Consider the following 20,688-nt stretch of genomic DNA (forward strand, 5'->3'; position numbering starts at 1 on the left):
CGCCCACACTAGGGTGGGTGGAGGCGGAGATTGACCGCCAGGGACCCAGACATGAACCACGAACATCCAGATATCGAATCCCAGCAGACCGCCGCCGATGCGGCCGCCACCGCCGGCGTCAACGACGAACTGGAGCGCCTGCGCGCCGAAGTTGAACAGGTCAGGGCCGATGCGCTGCGTGAGCGCGCCGACCTGGAGAACCAGCGCAAGCGCGTCGCCCGTGACATCGAGCAGGCCCGCAAGTTCGCCAACGAGAAGCTGCTGGGCGAGCTGCTGCCGGTATTCGACAGCCTGGATGCCGGCCTCAAGGCCACCGGCGATGATCCGCACCCGCTGCGCGAGGGCCTGGAGCTGACCTACAAGCAGCTGCTGAAGGTCGCCGCCGACAACGGCCTGGTCCTGCTGGACCCGACCGGCCAGCCGTTCAACCCGGAACACCACCAGGCCATCAGCCAGGTTCCGACCCCGGGCGCCGCCCCCGGCACCGTGGTGACCGTGTTCCAGAAGGGCTACCTGCTCAACGAGCGCCTGCTGCGGCCGGCGCTGGTGGTGGTGGCCGCCGACTGACGGCAGCGCCGGGCCTTGCCCGGCAACGTTTTCCAGGCGCTGAACACAGCGTTCGGGAGATGGCTTGAATGTTCCACGAGCCTCCCCCACATCGTATTCATCCACCGGCCGAACGGCCGGACTGACCCCAACAAGCATCCTCAGGAGTCTCCCCCATGGGCAAGATCATTGGTATCGACCTCGGCACCACCAACTCGTGCGTGGCGATCATGGACGGCGGCAAGGCCCGCGTCATCGAGAATTCGGAAGGCGATCGCACCACCCCGTCGATCGTCGCCTACACCAAGGACGGCGAAGTCCTGGTCGGCGCCTCGGCCAAGCGCCAGGCCGTGACCAACCCGAAGAACACCTTCTACGCGGTGAAGCGCCTGATCGGCCGCAAGTTCACCGACGCCGAAGTGCAGAAGGACATCGCGCACGTCCCGTACGGCATCCTGGCCCATGACAATGGCGACGCCTGGGTGTCGACCAGCGACGGCAAGAAGATGGCGCCGCAGGAAATCTCGGCCAAGGTGCTGGAAAAGATGAAGAAGACCGCCGAGGACTTCCTCGGTGAGAAGGTCACCGAAGCGGTCATCACCGTGCCGGCCTACTTCAACGACAGCCAGCGCCAGGCGACCAAGGACGCCGGCCGCATCGCCGGCCTGGACGTCAAGCGCATCATCAACGAGCCGACTGCGGCCGCGCTGGCCTATGGCCTGGACAAGGGCGACAACAAGGATCGCAAGATCGTGGTGTACGACCTGGGCGGCGGTACCTTCGACGTCTCGGTGATCGAGATCGCCAACGTCGACGGTGAGAAGCAGTTCGAAGTGCTGGCCACCAACGGCGACACCTTCCTGGGCGGCGAAGATTTCGACAACCGCGTCATCGAGTACCTGGTTGAAGAGTTCAACAAGGACCAGGGCATCGACCTGCGCAAGGACCCGCTGGCCCTGCAGCGCCTGAAGGACGCCGCCGAGCGTGCCAAGATCGAGCTGTCCAGCGCCCAGCAGACCGAAGTGAACCTGCCGTACGTCACCGCCGACGCCTCGGGCCCGAAGCACCTGAACATCAAGCTGACCCGCGCCAAGCTGGAAGCGCTGGTGGAAGACCTGATCAAGAAGTCGATCGAGCCGTGCCGCGTCGCCCTGAACGATGCCGGCCTGCGTTCGAGCGACATCAGCGAAGTGATCCTGGTCGGTGGCCAGACCCGCATGCCGAAGGTGCAGCAGGCGGTGACCGAGTTCTTCGGCAAGGAACCGCGCAAGGACGTCAACCCGGACGAAGCCGTGGCACTGGGTGCGGCGATCCAGGGCGGCGTGCTCGGCGGCGACGTCAAGGACGTGCTGCTGCTGGACGTGACCCCGCTGTCGCTGGGCATCGAGACCATGGGCGGCGTGTTCACCAAGATCATCGAGAAGAACACCACCATCCCGACCAAGGCCTCGCAGGTGTTCTCCACCGCCGAGGACAACCAGTCGGCCGTGACCGTGCACGTGCTGCAGGGTGAGCGCGAACAGGCCCGCTTCAACAAGTCGCTGGCCAAGTTCGACCTGTCCGGCATCGAGCCGGCCCCGCGCGGCCTGCCGCAGGTGGAAGTGTCCTTCGACATCGACGCCAACGGCATCCTGCACGTGTCGGCCAAGGACAAGAAGACCAACAAGGAACAGAAGGTCGAGATCAAGGCCGGTTCGGGCCTGTCCGAGGAAGAGATCGCACGCATGGTCGCCGACGCGGAAGCCAACCGCGAGGAAGACAAGAAGTTCCAGGAGCTGGTGCAGGCCCGCAACCAGGCCGATGCCCTGATCCACGGCACCCGCAGCGCGATCACCGAGCACGGCAGCAAGGTCGGCGGCGAAGTGATCGGCAAGGTCGAGGCGGCCCTGGCCGACCTGGAAACCGCGATGAAGGGTGACGACAAGGCGCAGATCGAAGCCAAGTCGAAGGTGCTGGAAGAAGCCGGCCAGTCGCTGTTCGCCGCGGCTTCGGCCGACCAGGGCGGTGCCGCCCCGGGTGCCGACGCCGGCAACGCTGGCAAGGGCAACGACGATGTGGTCGATGCCGAGTTCACCGAAGTCAAGGACGACAAGAAGTCCTGATCCGGACCGACGCGGGACGCTGCCTGGCAGCGTCCCGTTGTCGCATCAGGGTCCTGGCCGCCACCGGCGTGTCGGGGCGCCCGACGCAAGAGCGGACCTGGTTCCGCTCTTCCGCTTTGACGAATCCCGACTTTCCGGAACCAGATTCACGATATGAGCAAGCGCGATTACTACGAAGTGCTGGGCGTTGCCCGCACCGCCACCGACGACGAGCTGAAGAAGGCCTATCGTCGCTGCGCGATGAAGTTCCACCCGGACCGCAACCCGGGTGATGCGGCGGCCGAAGCCTCCTTCAAGGAGTGCAAGGAAGCCTACGAAGTGCTGTCCGACGGCAACAAGCGCCGCATGTACGACAGCCACGGCCACGCTGCGTTCGAGCACGGCATGGGCGGTGGTGGCGGTCCGGGTGGCCCGGACATGAACGATATCTTCGGCGATATCTTCGGCAACATCTTTGGTGGTGCAGGCGGTGGCCCGCGCCAGGCCCGTCGCGGTGCCGACATCGGCTACGTGATGGAGCTGGACCTGGAAGAAGCGGTGCGTGGCGTTGAGCGCCGCATCGAGATTCCGACCCTGGCCGAATGCGGCGACTGCGATGGCAGTGGCTCCGAAGACGGCAAGGTCGAGACCTGCAATGTGTGCCATGGCCGCGGCCAGGTGCGCATCCAGCGCGGCATCTTCGCCATGCAGCAGGCCTGCCACAACTGCGGCGGCCGCGGCCAGATCATCGCCAAGCCCTGCAAGACATGCCACGGCAACGGCCGTGTCGAGGAAGACAAGGTGCTGTCGGTGAAGGTGCCGGCCGGCGTCGATACCGGCGACCGCATCCGCCTGCAGGGCGAGGGCGAGGCCGGTCCGGCCGGTACCCCGCCAGGTGACCTGTACGTGGAAGTGCGCGTGCGCGAGCACGCCATCTTCCAGCGCGATGGCGACGACCTGCACTGCGAAGTGCCGATCCGCATCTCGCAGGCCGCATTGGGCGACACCGTGCGCGTGGCCACCCTGGGGGGCGAGGCGGAGATCCGCATCCCGGCCGAGACCCAGACCGGCAAGCTGTTCCGTCTGCGCGGCAAGGGCGTGCGTTCGGTGCGCAGCCGCAGCGAGGGCGATCTGTACTGCCGCGTGGTGGTGGAGACCCCGGTCAACCTCACCAACGAACAGCGCAAGCTGCTGGAGCAGTTCGAAGCCACCTTCGTCGGCGAGGAAGCACGCAAGCACTCGCCGAAGTCGGCCACCTTCATGGATGGCGTGAAGGGCTTCTGGGACCGCATGACGTCCTGAGTTTTTCAACGGAAGCGTTGAACGAAAGCGCCGGGCCAAGCCCGGCGTTTTCGTATGCGGTCAACGGAAAAACGCCGCTGGCGTCTGCCCCAGCTGCCGCTTGAACATGCTGGTGAACGCGCTCGGGCTGTCGTAGCCCATCGCCAGCGCCACATCGATGACCTTGTCGCCGACCGCCAGTCGCTCCAGGGCGGCCAGAAGCCGCGCCTGCTGCCGCCATTGCCCGAAGGTCATGCCCAGTTCGCTGGCAAAATGGCGCTGGATGGTCTTCACGTCCACCTCCAGTGCCTGCGCCCAGTCCTGCAGCGTGGCGTCATCGCCAAGGTGCTTCTGGATGTGCTGGCAGATCCGCTGCAGGCGCGGGTCGGTCGCGGCAGGCAGATGTAGTGGCAGGACGTCCATGCGATGCAGTTCGTCCAGCAGCAGGCGCACTACGCGGCCATCGCGGCTGTCTTCGATGTGCTCGCCCTTGATCAGCGTGGCAGCCTGCAGCAGCTCGCGCAGCAGGGGTGCCACCTGTACCGCGAACGGTTCGGCCGGCAACTGCGGCGCGAACAACGGGTCGATGTACAGGCTGCGCATGTGCACGGCGGCGATGCAGTCGACCGCGTGCACCATGCCGGCCGGCATCCAGATCGCACGGGTCGAGGGCACCACCCAGCGGCCCACTTCCGAGCGCACCACCATCAGCCCCGAGATGGCGTAGACCAGCTGGTGGCGCAGATGCTTGTGGCCTGCGATGTGGCTACCGGCCGGGTAGTGGGTGACCCGATAGGTGACCGGGCGATGCTGGGGGACGTCGCGCCAGGGCGCCGCCGGATCGACGTCGCTGGCAATGTCCTTTTTGCGATAGGCCATGACCCGAACGCGGCAGAAGGGAGGGGAGGGCAACCGTAGCATGCGTGGCTCGCCCCCAACCTGACTGCGTCCATGTCCGCCCTGGCTTCTCCCGCAACGACCCCACGCCCGGTGGCTCCCGGTGTGCTGGCTGCCATTTCCACCTCGCATGTCGTCAACGACATGATGCAGTCGCTGATCCTGGCCATCTATCCGGTGATCAAGGGCGGCTTCAATCTCAGCTTCACCCAGATCGGCCTGATCACGCTGACCTACCAGCTCACCGCCTCGATCTTCCAGCCGTTGGTCGGCATGGCCACCGACCGGCGCCCGGCGCCGTACTCGCTGCCGATCGGCATGGCCTCGACCCTGTGCGGCATGCTGCTGCTCGGCTTCGCGTCGAGCTACGCCGTGGTGCTGCTGGCCGCCGCGATGGTCGGCATCGGTTCGGCGATCTTCCACCCCGAGGCCTCGCGCATCGCGCGGCTGGCCTCGGGCGGCCGTCATGGCTTCGCGCAGTCGGTGTTCCAGGTCGGCGGCAATTTCGGTACCGCGCTCGGCCCGCTGATCGCCGCTGCGGTGATCGTGCCGTATGGCCAGCACGCCGCCTCGTGGTTCGCCGGTGCCGCCCTGATCGGCATCGCGCTGCTGACCTATGTCGGCCGCTGGTATGCGCTGCACCTGGGCACACCGCGTCCGGCCAGCACCGCATCGATGGCGCCGCGGCATCCGCCGCGCACCGCGGCCAAGGTGCTGGCGATCCTGCTGGTGCTGATCTTCAGCAAGTACTTCTACATGGCCAGCATCGGCAGCTACTTCACCTTCTACCTGATCCACCACTTCGGCGTTCCGGTGGCACAGGCGCAGCTGCACCTGTTCGCGTTCCTGGTGGCCTCTGCCGCCGGTGGTTTCCTCGGCGGCCCGCTGGGTGACCGCATCGGTCGCAAGCCGATCATCTGGACGTCGATCCTGGGTGTGGCGCCGTTCGCGCTGATGTTGCCGCATGCGGATCTGTTCTGGACGACGGTGCTGGCAGTGCTGATCGGCTTCGTGCTGTCCTCGGCGTTCTCGGCGATCGTGGTCTACGCGCAGGAGATGATGCCGCATCGCATCGGCATGGTGTCGGGCCTGTTCTTCGGCTTCGCGTTCGGCATGGGCGGATTGGGCGCGGCCGTGCTCGGCCTGCTGGCGGACAAGACCAGCATCGAGTACGTCTACCAGCTGACCGCGTTCCTGCCGCTGCTCGGCATCGTGGCGGCCTGGCTGCCGCCGTCGCGGCCTGCGCGCTGAGGGGTTCTGGTTTGCAGGGCTTGCAGTCCTGCACCTGCGGTAGTGCCGGCCGCTGGCCGGCAACCTCAACAGCAAGAGCTGGCTTTCCGTGGGTTGGCGGGGTGGGTCCGGTTGCAGGGGACGCCGTGAACCCATCCATGGGCGCTTGGCCGCGGCATCCATGCCGCGGACACCCCTGCAACCGGACCCACCCCGCCTTCGACAGTTTTCCGCGATCTGTCAGAGCGGCGTTTTGCTCTGGTAGGTGTCGACCTTGGTCGACACGGATGAATTCATTCGATGTCTCACAGATGTGTCGACCAAGGTCGACACCTACCAACAGCACACGGAATCTGTCAGATGTGGGGCGGTGTCGGAGTGCGGGGTGTCCGCGGCATGGATGCCGCGGCCAAGCCCCCATGGGTGAGGGCGCTTTGCTTGCGAAGCACTGCTTCGCAAGCGCCCGAACGCACAGCCGCCAGCGGTTGGGCCGGACCGCGGAGCGGGGTTCACGGCGTCCCCGCACTCCGACACCGCCCCGCCATCCCACGGGATGCCCGCTTTTGACGTTGACGTTGACCTGGCTTGCAAGCAGGTGCAGGGCTGCAAGCCCTGCCGAACCCTCCACCGGGCGTAGAATGCTGGCATGAGCGAATCCCTTGACAACCACCTGGTCCACGGCCGCCGCCAGCGGCCCGACGGCCCGTCGCCGATCGATGTCATTTCGGTCCAGTCGCAACTTGTCTACGGCCACGCCGGCAACAGCGCCGCCGTTCCGCCGATGCGCGCGCTCGGCGTTCGCGTGGCGGAAATCCCGACCGTGCTGCTCAGCAACGCGCCGTTCTACGACACCACCCGCGGCCGCGTGCTGCCCGCCGACTGGTTCGCCGACCTGCTGCTCGGTACCTACGAACGCGGCCTGCCGCAGCGGGCCAGGATGCTGGTGTCCGGTTACTTCGGCAGTACCGCCAACGGTGCCGCGTTCGCCGACTGGCTGGACGAGATCCTGCCGGCCTGCCCGCAGCTGCGCTACTGCCTGGACCCGGTGATCGGTGATACCCATACCGGGCCCTATGTCGAGCCTGGCCTGGAAGCAATCTTCGCCGAGCGCCTGCTGCCGCATGCCTGGCTGGTCACGCCGAATGCATTCGAACTCAATCGGCTCACCGGCATGCCCGCACTGGCCGAAGCCGATGCCATCGCTGCCGCCCGTACGTTGCTCGACCGTGGTCCGCAGTGGGTGATCGCGCATAGCGTCGGTGGAAACCCCGGCGAGCTGGTGACCCTGGCGGTGGGACGCGAGGAAACCTGGCGCTGGACCTCGCCGTTGCTGCCGGTGGATGTGGCCGGCACCGGCGATGTGCTGATGTCACTGGTGGTGTCGTTCCTGCTGCGCGGCGAATCGATGCAGCAGGCGATCTCGCGCGCCATTGCCGGTACCCATGCAGCGCTGGAGGCGACCCTGGACAACGGCTTCGAAGAGTTCGACGTGATCGCCGCGGCGCCTGCTGCGCTGGCCGAAGGTACGCGCTTCCGCGCCGAACGCGTGGCATGAGCGATCTGCACGAACGCACGCCGCGCACGGTCGGCATTGTCGGGAGCGCCGGCGCCTACGGGCGCTGGTTGAGCCGCTTCTTCCAGCAGCACATGCAGCTGCAGGTGATCGGCCATGATCCCGCGGACCCGGCGTCGCACACGCCGGAGCAGCTGTTGGCGCAGGCTGACGTGCTGGTGTTCTCGGCACCGATCCGGCACACGCCTGCGCTGATTGCCCAGTACGTGCAGCAGTCGGCGGGGCGCGAGCAGGACCGCCTGTGGCTGGACGTGACGTCGGTGAAGGAAGCGCCGGTGCAGGCGATGCTGGCCTCGCAGGCTGAAGTGGTCGGCCTGCATCCGATGACCGCGCCGCCCAAGGCACCGACGCTGAAAGGCCGGGTGATGGTGGTCTGCGAATCGCGGCTGCAGCACTGGCAGCCGTGGGTCGACGCGTTGTGCGCGGCGCTGCAGGCCGAGTGCGTGCGTGCCACCCCGCAGCACCATGACCAGATGATGGCGCTGGTGCAGGCGATGGTGCATGCCAGCCACCTGGCCCAGGCTGGCGTGCTGCGCCAGTACCAGCCGCAGCTGGGCGATCTGGCCGCGATGATGCCGTATCGTTCGGCGTCGTTCGAGCTGGATACCGCGATCATTTCGCGCATCCTGTCGTTGAATCCGGCCATCTACGAAGACATCCAGTTCGGCAACCCGTACGTGGCGCCGATGCTGGAGCGGCTGATCGGCCAGTTGCAGTCCCTGCAGGCACAGGTCGGGCAGGGCGACGACGGCGCACGCGGCGCATTCCGTGAGCAGCTGTTGTCGGCCAACCGCAGCGCCTTCGGCGAGCAGGCACTGGCTGACGGCAACTACACCTTCGAGCGGGTGGGCTACCTGTTGGCTGACCTGACCGAGCGCAATGCGCTGTCGGTGCATCTACCAGAAGACCGGCCCGGTTCGCTGCGTGAGCTGCTGAATGTGTTCGAGCAGCACCGCATCAGCCTGGCCTCGATCCACTCCTCGCGCACGCCAAGCGGCGAAGTGCATTTCCGTATCGGGTTCGTGGCGGGTAGCGACCCGGCAGCGATCGCAGCGGCGGCGGCCAAGGTGGACGCCAGCGGCATCGGCCGGGTGCTCGGCTGAATTCATCCACAGGCAGTGTGGATGATTTCTGCGCAAACATGTGGATAACCGCGCGCAGGCCTTGGCAGCCAAGGCTGTCAAGACGGTTGGCGATAAATTGATCACGCTATTGATAGCGTCGAGCCATGCTCGACTGCCTTGGCAAAAAGCGTCTCGACCAAGGTCGACACCTACCAGCGCGGGGCGATGCGGAATCCCCAGCGCGGGGCGATGCGGAATCCGGTGGCGCCGGGCCATGCCCGGCAAACCTCAGATCGTCAGCCGCAGCTCGCCGCCGCTGGTGGTGAACTCGCGGCCGTTGCGCACCAGCTGGCGGCCATCATCCAGCTCGTAGCGCGGCGTGGCCTCGGAGTGGTGCCCGCTGCCATTCGCCTCGGGCTTGAACTCGATGATGATGTGGCTTTCGCCATTGCTGTCGACGGCGGGAAACTGACGGAACGACATCGTGCACCTCCTTCTACGGACTGCGAACGCTGCTTTTGGTCGCCAGCTTGGTCCGGCCGATGTTAGGCGACCGTCATCAATCGATGAACTGCAGCCTAGCCAGTTCAGCGTACAGACCGCCTTCGGCCAGCAACTGTGCGTGCGTGCCCTCGGCCACGATACGGCCCTGGTCCATCACCACGATGCGGTCGGCCTTGAGCACGGTGGCCAGGCGGTGGGCAATCACCAGCGTCGTGCGGCCGGCCATCAACCGCTCCAGCGCCTGCTGCACGCTGTACTCGCTCTGCGCGTCCAGCGCGCTGGTGGCTTCGTCCAGCAGCAGGATCGGTGCGTCCTTCAGCAGCGCACGGGCAATCGCCACGCGCTGCTGCTGGCCGCCGGAGAGGCGGGCGCCGCGCTCACCCAGTTCACTGTCGTAGCCCTGCGGCAACGCACGCAGGAAGCCATCGGCCTCGGCCGCGCGTGCGGCCTGCTCGACCTCGTCGTCGCTGGCCTGCAGACGGCCATAGCGGATGTTCTCGCGCGCACTGGCCGCGAACAACGTCGGCTGCTGCGGTACCAGTGCCAGCTGCGCGCGCAGTTCGGCAGGGTCGGCCTGGCGCACGTCGACGCCATCCACGCAGATGCGGCCGCTGGCCGGATCGTGGAAACGCAGCAGCATCGACAGCACCGTGCTCTTGCCGGCGCCGGACGGGCCGACCAGGGCGACGGTCTCGCCGGGCCGCACGTGCAGGGTGAAATGATCCAGCGCGGCCTGGTCCGGCCGCTGCGGGTAATGGAACACCACATCGTCGAACTGGATTTCGCCACGCAGCGGCTGCGGCAGTGCGTGCGGCTGTGCCGGCGCACGGATCTCGATGTCTTCCTGCAGCAGTTCACCGATGCGGCCCATGCCACCGGCCGCCCGCTGCAGCTCGTTCCAGACTTCGGCCAGCGCGCCGACCGAGCCGCCGCCGATCAGCGCATACAGCACGAACTGGCCGAGGGTGCCGGCGCTCAGGCGCCCCTCGATCACGTCGTGTGCACCCAGCCAGAGCACTCCCACGATGGCGCCGAACACCAGCAGGATGGCGCTGGCGGTGACCAGCGACTGCGCACCGATGCGGCGGCGCGCGGCCTTGATCGCGTCGCCAAGCGCGTGGTCGAAGCGGCCGCGTTCGTATGGCTCACGGGCATGGGCCTGCACCGTACGCACCGCACCGAGGGTCTCGCTGGCCAGGCTGTTGGCATCGGCGATGCGGTCCTGGCTGTTGCGCGCGACGGTGCGCAGCTTGCGCGCGCCGATGATGATCGGCAGCACCGCCAGCGGGATGCCGAGCAGCGACCATGCGGCCAGCCTCGGGCTGGTGACGAACAGCATCGCCAGGCTGCCGACCACGGTCACGCTGCTGCGCAGGGCGACCGACATCGTCGAACCGACCACGCTGCGCAGCAGTTCGGTGTCGGCGGTCAGCCGCGAGACCAGCTCACCGCTGCGGCTGCGATCGTGGAAGCCGGCGCCCAGCTGGATCAGGTGCGCGTACAGCTGGCTGCGCAGGTCGGCGACGACCTTTTCGCCCAGCAGCGACACGAAGTAGAAGCGCGCGGCGGTGCCCAGCGCCATCACCACCGCCACCAGCATCAGCAGGGCGAAGGCACGGTTGATCTGGCCGCCGCTGCTGAAGCCGTGGTCGATCATCTGCTTCACGGCCGGTGGCAGGCTCAGCGTGGCTGCCGAGGACACAGCCAGGGCGAGCAGCCAGGCCGTGAACAGGCCACTGTGGCGGCGCACGAACGGCCATAGCGTGCGCAGGCTGCCAAGGCGGCGCAGCGGCGGGGTCGAAGCGGGGGCGTCGTCCTTGTCAGTCATCCTGGTCGTCGTCTTCTATGCGGATACGATCACGGGTGGCGTCGCGCAGGCGGATTTTCAATGCGTCGACCTGATCGGCAGGCAATTCGATCCGCAGGCACACGCCATTGGCATCGAACTGTTCATCACGCTTCCCGGCACCAAAGGCGGGCAGGGTGGCATGCAGGCTGCCCAGGTCCTCGAAGCCGGCCAGCAGCTGCAGGCGGGCCATGGTGACCAGCGGCAGGCGTGGCGCGGTGCGCAGGCACTCGGCGGCGGCACCGCCGTAGGCGCGGACCAGGCCGCCGGCACCGAGCTTGATGCCGCCGAACCAGCGCGTCACCACCACCATCACCCGGTCGAAACCCTGGCCATCGATGGCGGCCAGGATCGGCCGCCCGGCGGTGCCTGCGGGCTCGCCATCGTCGCTGGAGCGGTAGTCCTGCCCATGGCGGTAAGCCCAGCAGTTGTGCGTGGCATCGGCCACTGCAACCTGCTGCAGGAACGCCATCGCCGCCGCGGCGCCATCAATCGGCGTGGCATGGGCAATGAAGCGGCTGTGTTTGACTTCCAGCGTGTGACTGACCGGCTGGGCGAGGGTATCGGGCATCTCCACCATTCTACGGTGTTGCGCCCGACCTCCGTGGGTCTCAGTCGTCCAGCAACGGGCGAAGGTCGCGCGGCAGGCGCGATTCCGGATACTGCTCGATGTAGCGTTCCAGGCTGGCGCGGGCAAGGTCGCGCTGGCCCGCATCGCGGCGGTCACGGATTTTTTCCAGCCACTGCCGGCGTGGCAGGCGCGCGTCGGCGCCGACTTCTGCCTGCACCGCATCGGCACTCAGGCTGGCATCGCTGCTGCGGCGCATGACGCCCGCCGCGGAACGGCTGGCGGCCTCGCGCTTCATCGAGGTGATCTGTACCCGATCCAGTGCCTGCGCCGGCTCGGCGTTGGCTGCGGCGTTGTCCATGGCCGCTTCGGCCGTGCGTGCCTTGAGCGCCGCTGCCGGAGCGGGCGCGAATGCCGGAGCAGGTGCCGAGTAGGCTGCCGGGGCCGGTGGCGCAGGCGGAGCCGCTGCTGGTGCGGCTGACGGTGTGGCAAAAGGCGCATCGGCGGCGGCCTCTGCCGCCCTTGAACGCGCGGCGCGTGCCGGTGCGTCCACGGGTGCAGGCTTGGGTGCTGCCGCCACTGCGGGTGCACGCGCGGCGGAAGCCGGTGCGGGCGTGGGGGCGGCCATCGGAGTTGCCATCGGAGCAGCCTCAGGCGTTGCCGGCGGTGCAGCCGGTTCTGCGGCTGCGATCTCGGCAGCAGCAGGCGCGGCAGCGACGGCTGCTTCACCTGCCGGGACCGGTGGTGGTTCCGGGCGCAGCTGCCAGGCGATGCCGATGGCGAACACCATCGAGGCGGCGATACCGAACACGGCCGGCCAGCGCGAGCGTGAGCGCCGTGCGCGGGGTGCTTCCGGGGAGGCGGCGGTTGCGGCGGCCGGTGCGTCCACGGCGGCGCGCGCCGCGGCCAGGATGGCGGCGTCGAGCGCGGCCGGCGGCGCCTGTTCGGCGCGACGGCCGAGCAGGCGGGCCAGCTCGCGTTCTTCCGGCGTCAGCGGTTCGTCTCGGTTCATGCGTTCAATCCCGCACGCAGCTTGTCCATCGCATAGCGCAGCCGCGATTTCACTGTTTCCCGGCCTACGCCGGTGATCTGGCCGATCTCCTCCAGGCTCAGTTCCTGATCCAGCCGCAGCTGCAGCACTTCGCGCTGCTCGGGCGGCAGTTGTTCCATCGCCAGCTGGATGCGGCGACGTTGTTCGAATTCGGAAAGCTCGGCTTCCGGGGTCTGCCCATCCTCGATCGCGGCCAGGCGCAGGTCGGCGTCGGCTGGTGCGGAGGGACGATGGCGGGCGGCACGCCAGTGATCGTTCAAGCGGTTATGGGCGATGCGGAACAGCCAGGTGCTGAATGCCGCCTCGGGCTGCCAGCCGGCGCGGGCGCTGATCACCCGCTGCCAGACGTCCTGGAAGATCTCCTCGGCCAGCGCACTGTCGCGCAGTTGCCGCAGCAGGAACCCGAACAGCCGCTTGCGATGGCGCGCATACAGGCTTTCGAACGCGCGCAGGTCACCACCGGCCCAGGCCAGCATCAAGGCTTCATCGGTTGGCAATGCGCTGGCTTCCACGGCGTACAGGGTAAGGCCTGCAGGCGATGGCGCATAGCCGGTGGCGAGGGCGGGCAGGGCAGGGTTCATGGCGCGCAAGGGGCTACGGACAGCAGGAAAAACGTACGGGCGCACGATTCGGGGTTTGCGGGCTTCCATTGCCCCCCGGGTGGCGCGCTATGCTCGACGGCTCAGGGGAGGCGACGCACAGACGGCGCCAAGAGATTGTCATTTGTCCACGTATGCTGAACCGGCGGAAGAGCCACCACACGAGGTCGTGCTGAGCACGGCGCTGGTGCGCGCGCTGCATGCGCTGTTGCCGGAATCGGCGGTGGTCCGTGTGGGCTGGGATGACCCGCAGCTGGGCTGTGGCCAGGGCGGATGGCCCTTGCTGGCGGTGACGGGGTGCGCCTCCGGGGAACCCGGCATCGGCGATGGCCAGCACGGCTGGGAGTACGACGGTGCGCGGCTGCTGCTGTCGGTGGCCGGCGCGGCGCCCTCGTCCGCGTGGTGGGGGCTGGCCCGGCAGGCGATGGAACTGGCCCTGCAGCGTGGCCGCCAGGCCGGGCAGATCAAGGCGCTGGAAGAGGCCGAGCGCCTGCAGCAGGCGTTGTTCCAGATCGCCGACCTGGCCGGTGCCGACCTTGAGATGGGCGAGATGCTGCGCCACGTGCACGGCGTGCTGGGCACGCTGATGTACGCGGAGAACTGCTACATCGTCGAGTACGACGATGTGCGGGACCAGATCCGCTTCCTGTACTTCGCCGACCAGGTGGATGATTTCGTTGCCGATCCATCGCAGAGCCACGCCGCCAGCGAGATGCCTCGCAGTCTGACCGTAGCGCTGCTGCGCCATGGCAGGCCGCTCAGTGGCCCGTCGCGCGAACTGCTGGCGCGGGTGATGGAGCAGGAGCACGACCCCCAGCGCGGGCCGGAAAGCCTGGACTGGCTGGGCGTGCCGATGCTGCGCGATGGCCGCGTATGCGGCGCCATCGTGGTGCAGAGCTATGAACAGGCTGCCCGCTATGGTGAGGCCGAGCGGGCCCTGCTGGGGTTCGTGGCCCAGCACGTGCAGACCGCCATGGACCGGCGCCAGGCGCAGGTACGGCTGGAGCAGCAGGTAGAACGGCGCACGCAGGAACTGCGGCGCGCCAACCGCAGCCTGCAGGATGAAGTGACCGAGCGCCGTCGCGCCGAACAGCTGCAGACCGCGCTGTACAACATTGCCGAGATGGCGATGTCGGCCGACAGCCTGGCCCAGTTCTACGGGCAGGTGCATGGCGTGGTCGGGCGCCTGCTCGATGCGCGCAACTTTTACATCGCACTGGTCAACCCGGCGGGCAATGGACTGGATTTCGTCTATTCGGTGGACGAGCACAATGCCAGTCGTGCGCCGCGACCGTTCAGCCGCGGCCTGACCGAGTACGTGGTGCGCAACCGGCGCCCGCTGCTGGCCTCGCGTGCGCAGATCGACGCGCTGCTGGCCACCGGCGAAGTGCGCGAATCCGGCGCCCGCTCGCATTGCTGGCTGGGCGTGCCCCTGCTGCGCGACGATGAAGTGGTGGGCGCGATCGTGGTGCAGAGCTACAGCGAGAGCAGCACGTTCAGCGTGCACGACCAGCGCCTGTTGACCTTCGTCGCGCAGAACATCGGCACCGGCCTGGCCCGCCAGCGAGACCAGCAGCGGCTGCGCTCGGCGCATGCCGAGCTGGAAAAGCGGGTGGAGGAGCGTACCCGCGAACTGGCCGAGGTGAACGAAAAACTGCTCGGCCAGATCGGCGAGCGCCTGCGTGCCGAACAGCGCCTGACCCATCAGGCCATGCATGACGCGTTGACCGGCCTGCCCAACCGGTTGCACCTGCTCGACCGCCTGCAGGATGCGCTGGCGCTGGCCAGGCGCGAGGGCGGCCCGGTGTTCGCCGTGCTGTTCCTCGACCTGGACCGTTTCAAGCTGGTCAACGACAGCATCGGCCATGCGGCCGGCGACCGCATGCTGGTGGAAGTGGCCAAACGCATCGTGTCGATGGCCGGCCCCGAGGATGTGGTGGCGCGGCTGGGCGGCGACGAGTTTGCCGTGTTGCTGCAGTGCCCGCAGGGCTTGGCACAGGCATTGGACTTCGGCCAGCGGTTGCTGCTGGCGCTGCAGGAATCGATGTGGATCGCCGGGCGCGAGCTGTTCCCGTCCGGCAGCCTGGGCATCGCCTTGTGGAACCCGCGCTACCGCACCGGTGAAGAACTGCTGCGCGATGCCGATGCCGCGATGTACCGGGCCAAGGCACAGGGCCACGATCGTTGCTCGATCTTCGATGAGGACATGCGCGAACAGGCAATGCGCAGCCTCGACCTGGAAGCCGATCTGCGCCGCGCGATCAACAACCGCGATTTCGTTCCCTTCTACCAGCCGATCGTGCGCCTGTCCGATGGCGAAGTGGTCGGGCACGAAGCGCTGCTGCGCTGGCAGCACGAGCGCCGTGGCCTGCTGCTGCCGGGTGCGTTCCTGGAACTGGGTGAGGAAAGCGGGCTGATCGAACAGGTCGACTGGCTGATCTACGAGCAGGTCATCGCCGGCCTGGGCAAGGGCGGCCAGGGCTACGTCTCGGTGAACGTGTCGCCGCGCCATTTCCGTTCAGCGGAATTCAGTGATCGCCTGTTCGGCCTGCTCGACACCCGTGGTGCCGATCCGCGCCGGCTGCGCCTGGAGATCACCGAGGTGGCGCTGCTGGACGATGGCCCGCATACGCTGCGCATCCTGCAGGGCCTGCGCGAGCGTGGCATCCAGGTGCAGCTGGACGATTTCGGTACCGGTTTCTCGGCGCTGTCCTACCTGCACCGCTTCCCGATCAGCACGTTGAAGATCGACCAGAGTTTCATCGCCGGCCTGCACGGCCCGGAAGTGCAGAGCACGCGCGCGCTGGTTGAAGGCGTGCTGTCGCTGGCGCGCACGCTGGGCATCGAGACCATCGGTGAAGGCATCGAGACCGAGGCGCAGCGGCAGACCCTGCGCGAACTCGGCTGTGATTACGGCCAGGGCTACCTGCTGGGCCGGCCCGCGCCCCGGGTGCACGCGGTGGCCTGAGCCGCCGCGTGCTGTTGCATTAGCGCAGGGCGGCGCGGCGTTTTTCGTCAATCCACTTCGAGGCCTGGGCAGGCTGGTAGTTCTGCATCCAGGTCAGCATCTCTTCGATGTCCGAGCCGTACCACAGGTCCTGGCGCTGGTCCGGATGCAGGAAGCGCTCCTCCACCATGCGATCGATCATGCCGATCAGCGGTGCATAGAAGCCATCCACATCGAGGAACGCGCATGGCTTGTTGCCGATGCCCAGCTGGCGCCAGGTCAGCATCTCGAAGATTTCTTCCATTGTCCCGAAGCCGCCGGGCAGGGCCACGAAGCCATCGGCCAGGTCGAACATGCGCGACTTGCGCTCGTGCATCGAGCCGACGATCTCCAGTTCGGTCAGGCCGCGATGGGCCACTTCCCAGTCGGCCAGCTGGCGCGGGATCACGCCGGTCACTTCACCGCCGGCGGCAAGTACGGCGTTGGCCACGGTTCCCATCAGGCCGACGTTGCCGCCGCCGTACACCAGGCGCAGGCCGTCGCGGGCGATGCGGTCACCCAGGGCAATGGCGCGCTCGGTATAGGCCGGCTTGCTGCCAGCGTTGGAGCCACAGTAGACGCAGATGGACTTCATGGGGGTTCCTGTCTCTTGGTGCGGAAACGAAAACGCCCCGCCGGCGACCGGGTCAGCGGTCGCGGGCGGGGTGTCCATGGAGTATGACGCGTTGGGCGGCGTTACGCTGCGGCGGCCTGCTCGCGGCGCGGGCCTTCGCGCAGGGCGCGGCCGACCATGCCCACCAGCAGGTCCAGCTCTTCGCTGTCCATGCCGAAGTGCGGGGTGAACCGCAGCGAGTTCTCGCCGCCGTGGATCACGTTGATGCCGTGCTGGCGCAGCCATTCCTCGGTGGAATTGGCGCCGTAGCACTTGAACTGCGGGGCCAGCTCGCAGGAGAACAGCAGGCCGGTGCCCTGCACCTTGGTGATCAGCCCGCCCAGTTCGCCCTTCAGCTGCTCCAGCTTGCGCACCGCTTCGGTACCCCGTTCGGCGATGTTGGCACGCACCTGCGGGGTCAGCTGGGCGAGGGTGGCGCAGGCCACATCCAGTGCACGCGGGTTGCTGGTCATGGTGTTGCCATAGATGCCCTTGCGGTACAGCTGCGCGGCATGCTCGGTCACCGCCAGCACCGACAACGGGTACTGTGCAGCGTTGAGGGCCTTGGAGTAGGTCTCCATGTCCGGCGGGTCCAGGCCTTCGAAGCCCGGGTAGTCGACCACCGACAACACGCCATGCGCGCGCAGGCCGGCCTGGATCGAATCGAGCAGCAGCAGGCTGCCGTGTGCACGGGTCAGTTCACGGGCCAGCGCATAGAACGCCGGCGGCACCGAACGGCCCGGGTCGCCTTCGCCCATCACCGGTTCCAGGAACACGGCTTCGACGAACCAGTGGTTGCGCGCAGCATCTTCGAACACCTTGCGCAGGCCAGCCTCATCGTAGGGCGCAACGGTGATCACCGAGTCTTCGCCGCGGTAGCTGGCCAGGTGCTGCATGTAGCTCTTGCGGCTGGAATCTGAGTACAGCGCCGGGCGGTCGGTACGGCCATGGAAGCTGCCCTTGACCACCACGCGCTTGATCGCCGCGCCAGCGTGGCGGGCGCCCGGGTCGGTCTGCAGCTTGGCGTTGACGTCGGCGATGCGGGCCGCCAGGCCGACCGCCTCGGAGCCGGAGTTCAGGCACATGAACCGGGCGAACGGGCAGCCGCCACGGCGATGGCCGATCTCGGCGCGCAGGGCCGTGATGAAACGCTGCTGCGACAGGCTCGGGGTCATGATGTTGGCCATCACCTGCGGGCGGGCCATCGCCTCCAGCACGGCATCCGGGGTGTGCCCGAAGCCGAGCATGCCGTAGCCGCCGGCGTCGTACAGCACCGCACCCTTCAGGGTCACCACCCAAGGACCGCGCGCGGCCAGCGCCACATACGGGGTCACTGCGTCATCGGCGTAGAAATTGACGAAGCCGTCCTGCATCGCGTCGATCTGCGCCTGCTCGTTCTGCGCCAGCAGCGGCCCCAGGTCGGCCTGCACGCGCGCGAATTCCTCGGCGGCGGCCTCCACCGCGGCAACCAGCTGCGGATGGCGGGCGGACAGGGCGGTCAGGGTGGCGTCGTCCAGGCCAGTAGTGAGGCGGGTGCCGGGCTGGTTGCGCAGGGGGGCGAGGCGTTCGATGAAGCTCATTGCAGATCTCCTGAAACAATGGGTCGCACGGGTCTTCAAAAGCAAAACGCGCGTCATCACGCGCGCTTGGGGGCAGGCTCGTGCAGCGGACTTCCGGCTCGATGCTAGCACTTGTTTTTTTGCGCGATAACCCCGCAGAAACCTGCTGCATAGCAGCATTTTGCACGACGTTCGCCGCGAAGCGCGCCGGCTCGCAGACGCTGGACGTACAATGCGCGCCATTGTCGACCTGTTGCCGCCCACTGCCTTGAAGAAGTCCGATTTCAACTACGACCTGCCGGCCGAACTGATCGCGCAGGCGCCCCTGGCCGAACGTTCCGCCAGCCGCCTGCTGCTGGTGCCACCCGCCCCGGCAGGCTTCACCGACCTGCAGGTGCGTGACCTGCCGTCACAGCTGCAGCCGGGCGACCTGCTGGTGTTCAACGACACCCGGGTGATTCCGGCCCGCCTGTTCGGGCAGAAGGCCAGCGGTGGCCGCGTGGAGATCCTGATCGAGCGCCTGCTCGGCGGCCAGCAGGCGCGTGCGCAGGTGGGTGCCAGCAAGTCGCCGAAGGCCGGCAGCCGCATCGCGCTGGATGCCGGCGGCGAAGCCGAGGTGCTGGGCCGCGACGGCGAGTTCTACGTGCTGCAGTTCCATGTGCCCGAGTCACTGGAGCAGTGGCTGCTGCACGCCGGCCGCCTGCCGTTGCCGCCGTACATCCAGCGCGAGCCCGGCGTGGACGACCGCGAGCGCTACCAGACCGTGTTCGCGCGTGAAGTGGGCGCGGTGGCCGCGCCGACCGCCGGCCTGCATTTCGACGAACCGCTGCTGGCCGCGCTGAAGGAGAAGGGCGTGGACTTCGGCCACGTCACCCTGCACGTGGGCGCGGGCACCTTCCAGCCGGTGCGTGCCGATGACCTGAAGGACCACGTGATGCACCGCGAGTGGCTGAATGTCGGTGCCGAACTGGTGCAGCAGGTGCGGCGCACGCGCGCGGCTGGCGGCCGGGTGATTGGTGTCGGCACCACGGTGGTGCGTGCGCTGGAAAGCGCGATGCGCGATGGCGAGCTGCTGCCGTTCGCCGGCGAGACCCAGATCTTCATCACCCCTGGCTACCGCATCCGCAGCGTCGACGCGATGGTGACCAATTTCCACCTGCCGGAAAGCACCCTGCTGATGATGATTTCCGCGTTCGCCGGCAAGGACCGCGTGTTCGAGGCTTACCAGCACGCGATCGAGCAGCGCTACCGCTTCTTCAGCTACGGCGACGCGATGCTGCTGTTCCCGCAGGCGGGTTGAGGCGCTGCGCCTGCTACTTGCAGTTCTTGCTGGTGAACGCCCCGGTGCCGGCTGGCTGCACGTCCGCCGCGAGGCGGAAGGCGCTGCCACGTAGCAGGCCTTCGGCCTCCGTCCACGGCGCAGTGCGTTCGCGGAGTGCGATCAGCTCGCGACCCATCTCGATTGCCGCGCGCAGGTTGGTCGCCAGCGGCTTCTTTCCCTCCGGGCCCTTGCGATCGGCCTTGGCGTGGCAGTGGCTGGACTGCCCGCGATAGGTCAACAGGCGTTCGATGGGTAAGCCATCGGCAGTGTAGTCGCGCTGGACATGACTCTGCGAGTAGGAATCCTGCAGCAGATGCAGCAGGGAGCCGAACGCCATGTCGCGTATCAGTGGTTCGTCGTACTCGTGGCCGAACATGAAAAGGTCGGCCCCCGTCCAGTGGCGCTTTTCGGCCTGGAACCAGGGCGCCAGGCCGGCGAACTGACGTACCGGTGCCTCCACGTCCAACTGCTCCAGGCCTCCGCGCAAGGAGAGGCGGTAGCTGTACTCGGCCCAGGCCATCATGTGTTCCAGCGTGGTCGACGCCGCTTCGCCGGGCGCGCTCGCCATGGCGTGCAGGAACTGCATGTCGCCGTAGTGCGAGCGCTGCGCCATCAGTGACGCTTCGCCGTAACCGGCATCGGGATTGCGCTTGGCCTCCAGCATATGAGCCAGCCAGCAGTTCCCGCTCCGGTGCGGCAGCATCACTACCTTCCCCTGGCAGGCGCCAAGGGAGGGCACATCCGGGGGATTGTCGTTCCATTGCAGCCCCATGCTGACATGGCCGCGCTCGGAATGGGCCGCGCAGGATGGTTGGCCGGGGCAGCCGTACGACATCAGCATGATGCGCTCGTGCACGGGCTCGTAGCCGCTATCCAGGATCATCTGCAACGAGACGCCGCGAACGCCAAGCTGGTCCAGCCTGGTGCGCAGATCCTTGGCTTGGGCACGGGTCACCATCTGCAGTTCGA

At 67.5% G+C, this 20,688-nt stretch carries 17 protein-coding genes; 8 read left to right on the forward strand and 9 right to left on the reverse strand.

Translation table 11 applies throughout. The features are described 5' to 3' along the window. Window positions 1-51 precede the first annotated feature (51 nt). From grpE to dnaJ, 3 genes are all read left to right on the forward strand, one after another. Window positions 52-567 (forward strand): nucleotide exchange factor GrpE, encoded by a 516-nt coding sequence (grpE, locus tag N5C18_RS11185; RefSeq protein ID WP_279944604.1) that lies wholly within the window; start codon window positions 52-54, stop codon window positions 565-567. Window positions 568-722: 155 nt separating this feature from the next. Then, entirely contained in the window at window positions 723-2,648 is a 1,926-nt protein-coding gene (gene dnaK, locus N5C18_RS11190; protein WP_006434175.1) for a molecular chaperone DnaK, read from the forward strand. A 153-nt stretch (window positions 2,649-2,801) separates the two neighbouring features. Further along, on the forward strand, window positions 2,802-3,929 hold the full coding sequence (dnaJ, locus tag N5C18_RS11195; RefSeq protein WP_006434177.1) for a molecular chaperone DnaJ: 1,128 nt from the start codon (window positions 2,802-2,804) through the stop codon (window positions 3,927-3,929). 60 nt (window positions 3,930-3,989) lie between these two features. Here dnaJ and N5C18_RS11200 read toward each other — a convergent pair whose 3' ends face one another. Beyond that, on the reverse strand, window positions 3,990-4,787 hold the full coding sequence (locus tag N5C18_RS11200) for a helix-turn-helix transcriptional regulator (protein WP_279944605.1): 798 nt from the start codon (window positions 4,785-4,787) through the stop codon (window positions 3,990-3,992). Window positions 4,788-4,859: 72 nt separating this feature from the next. Between N5C18_RS11200 and N5C18_RS11205 the strand changes: the two genes are divergently transcribed. The 3 genes from N5C18_RS11205 (at window position 4,860) to N5C18_RS11215 (ending at window position 8,711) form a co-directional block, all read left to right on the forward strand. Then, the gene (locus N5C18_RS11205) at window positions 4,860-6,056 is read left to right on the forward strand and encodes an MFS transporter (protein WP_279944606.1); all 1,197 of its coding nucleotides are present in this window, start codon (window positions 4,860-4,862) and stop codon (window positions 6,054-6,056) included. Window positions 6,057-6,681: 625 nt separating this feature from the next. After that, a complete protein-coding gene (gene pdxY, locus N5C18_RS11210) occupies window positions 6,682-7,590 on the forward strand; it encodes a pyridoxal kinase (protein ID WP_197564575.1) in 909 nt (302 codons plus the stop codon). Further along, a complete protein-coding gene (locus N5C18_RS11215; protein ID WP_279944607.1) occupies window positions 7,587-8,711 on the forward strand; it encodes a prephenate dehydrogenase in 1,125 nt (374 codons plus the stop codon). The genes pdxY and N5C18_RS11215 overlap by 4 nt, the downstream gene beginning before the upstream one ends. A gap of 249 nt (window positions 8,712-8,960) precedes the next feature. Here the strand turns inward: N5C18_RS11215 and N5C18_RS11220 are convergent, their stop codons facing one another. The 5 genes from N5C18_RS11220 to N5C18_RS11240 form a co-directional block, all read right to left on the reverse strand. Next, entirely contained in the window at window positions 8,961-9,155 is a 195-nt protein-coding gene (locus tag N5C18_RS11220; RefSeq protein ID WP_005416191.1) for a hypothetical protein, read from the reverse strand. Between the two features lie 76 nt (window positions 9,156-9,231). Continuing rightward, the gene (locus N5C18_RS11225; RefSeq protein ID WP_279944608.1) at window positions 9,232-11,004 is read right to left on the reverse strand and encodes an ABC transporter transmembrane domain-containing protein; all 1,773 of its coding nucleotides are present in this window, start codon (window positions 11,002-11,004) and stop codon (window positions 9,232-9,234) included. Then, window positions 10,997-11,593 (reverse strand): YigZ family protein, encoded by a 597-nt coding sequence (locus tag N5C18_RS11230; RefSeq protein WP_053451288.1) that lies wholly within the window; start codon window positions 11,591-11,593, stop codon window positions 10,997-10,999. Before N5C18_RS11230 ends, N5C18_RS11225 begins: the two co-directional genes overlap by 8 nt. Window positions 11,594-11,633: 40 nt before the next feature. Next, window positions 11,634-12,602: a hypothetical protein gene (locus tag N5C18_RS11235; RefSeq protein WP_279944609.1), complete on the reverse strand. Its 969-nt coding sequence runs from the start codon at window positions 12,600-12,602 to the stop codon at window positions 11,634-11,636. Beyond that, on the reverse strand, window positions 12,599-13,117 hold the full coding sequence (locus N5C18_RS11240; RefSeq protein WP_271260418.1) for an RNA polymerase sigma factor: 519 nt from the start codon (window positions 13,115-13,117) through the stop codon (window positions 12,599-12,601). Before N5C18_RS11240 ends, N5C18_RS11235 begins: the two co-directional genes overlap by 4 nt. 247 nt (window positions 13,118-13,364) lie before the next feature. Between N5C18_RS11240 and N5C18_RS11245 the strand changes: the two genes are divergently transcribed. Continuing rightward, complete coding sequence (locus tag N5C18_RS11245) at window positions 13,365-16,208, forward strand: EAL domain-containing protein (protein WP_279944610.1); 2,844 nt, start codon at window positions 13,365-13,367, stop codon at window positions 16,206-16,208. Between the two features lie 19 nt (window positions 16,209-16,227). Here N5C18_RS11245 and N5C18_RS11250 read toward each other — a convergent pair whose 3' ends face one another. Then, window positions 16,228-16,821, reverse strand: coding sequence for a TIGR00730 family Rossman fold protein (locus tag N5C18_RS11250; RefSeq protein ID WP_006434211.1), 594 nt, complete (start codon window positions 16,819-16,821; stop codon window positions 16,228-16,230). Window positions 16,822-16,922: 101 nt separating this feature from the next. Next, entirely contained in the window at window positions 16,923-18,419 is a 1,497-nt protein-coding gene (locus N5C18_RS11255; protein ID WP_279944611.1) for an aminotransferase class III-fold pyridoxal phosphate-dependent enzyme, read from the reverse strand. 211 nt (window positions 18,420-18,630) lie between these two features. Here N5C18_RS11255 and queA point away from each other — a divergent pair, with 211 nt between their 5' ends. Next, window positions 18,631-19,698 (forward strand): tRNA preQ1(34) S-adenosylmethionine ribosyltransferase-isomerase QueA, encoded by a 1,068-nt coding sequence (queA, locus tag N5C18_RS11260; protein WP_053512025.1) that lies wholly within the window; start codon window positions 18,631-18,633, stop codon window positions 19,696-19,698. 13 nt (window positions 19,699-19,711) lie between these two features. Here queA and N5C18_RS11265 read toward each other — a convergent pair whose 3' ends face one another. Then, complete coding sequence (locus N5C18_RS11265; RefSeq protein WP_279944612.1) at window positions 19,712-20,677, reverse strand: hypothetical protein; 966 nt, start codon at window positions 20,675-20,677, stop codon at window positions 19,712-19,714. Between the last annotated feature and the right edge of the window lie 11 nt (window positions 20,678-20,688).

The sequence above is a fragment of the Stenotrophomonas sp. GD03930 genome (assembly GCF_029839665.1).
Taxonomy (GTDB): Bacteria; Pseudomonadota; Gammaproteobacteria; order Xanthomonadales; family Xanthomonadaceae; genus Stenotrophomonas; species Stenotrophomonas forensis.

What these genes read in the sequence shown, in the direction of transcription:
- grpE (WP_279944604.1), top strand. Translation starts at nt 52, where the DNA reads ATGAACCACGAACATCCAGATATCGAATCCCAGCAGACCGCCGCCGAT.
- dnaK (WP_006434175.1), top strand. Translation starts at nt 723, where the DNA reads ATGGGCAAGATCATTGGTATCGACCTCGGCACCACCAACTCGTGCGTG.
- dnaJ (WP_006434177.1), top strand. Translation starts at nt 2,802, where the DNA reads ATGAGCAAGCGCGATTACTACGAAGTGCTGGGCGTTGCCCGCACCGCC.
- N5C18_RS11200 (WP_279944605.1), bottom strand. Translation starts at nt 4,787, where the DNA reads ATGGCCTATCGCAAAAAGGACATTGCCAGCGACGTCGATCCGGCGGCG.
- N5C18_RS11205 (WP_279944606.1), top strand. Translation starts at nt 4,860, where the DNA reads ATGTCCGCCCTGGCTTCTCCCGCAACGACCCCACGCCCGGTGGCTCCC.
- pdxY (WP_197564575.1), top strand. Translation starts at nt 6,682, where the DNA reads ATGAGCGAATCCCTTGACAACCACCTGGTCCACGGCCGCCGCCAGCGG.
- N5C18_RS11215 (WP_279944607.1), top strand. Translation starts at nt 7,587, where the DNA reads ATGAGCGATCTGCACGAACGCACGCCGCGCACGGTCGGCATTGTCGGG.
- N5C18_RS11220 (WP_005416191.1), bottom strand. Translation starts at nt 9,155, where the DNA reads ATGTCGTTCCGTCAGTTTCCCGCCGTCGACAGCAATGGCGAAAGCCAC.
- N5C18_RS11225 (WP_279944608.1), bottom strand. Translation starts at nt 11,004, where the DNA reads ATGACTGACAAGGACGACGCCCCCGCTTCGACCCCGCCGCTGCGCCGC.
- N5C18_RS11230 (WP_053451288.1), bottom strand. Translation starts at nt 11,593, where the DNA reads ATGCCCGATACCCTCGCCCAGCCGGTCAGTCACACGCTGGAAGTCAAA.
- N5C18_RS11235 (WP_279944609.1), bottom strand. Translation starts at nt 12,602, where the DNA reads ATGAACCGAGACGAACCGCTGACGCCGGAAGAACGCGAGCTGGCCCGC.
- N5C18_RS11240 (WP_271260418.1), bottom strand. Translation starts at nt 13,117, where the DNA reads ATGCTGGCCTGGGCCGGTGGTGACCTGCGCGCGTTCGAAAGCCTGTAT.
- N5C18_RS11250 (WP_006434211.1), bottom strand. Translation starts at nt 16,821, where the DNA reads ATGAAGTCCATCTGCGTCTACTGTGGCTCCAACGCTGGCAGCAAGCCG.
- N5C18_RS11255 (WP_279944611.1), bottom strand. Translation starts at nt 18,419, where the DNA reads ATGAGCTTCATCGAACGCCTCGCCCCCCTGCGCAACCAGCCCGGCACC.
- queA (WP_053512025.1), top strand. Translation starts at nt 18,631, where the DNA reads ATGCGCGCCATTGTCGACCTGTTGCCGCCCACTGCCTTGAAGAAGTCC.
- N5C18_RS11265 (WP_279944612.1), bottom strand. Translation starts at nt 20,677, where the DNA reads ATGGTGACCCGTGCCCAAGCCAAGGATCTGCGCACCAGGCTGGACCAG.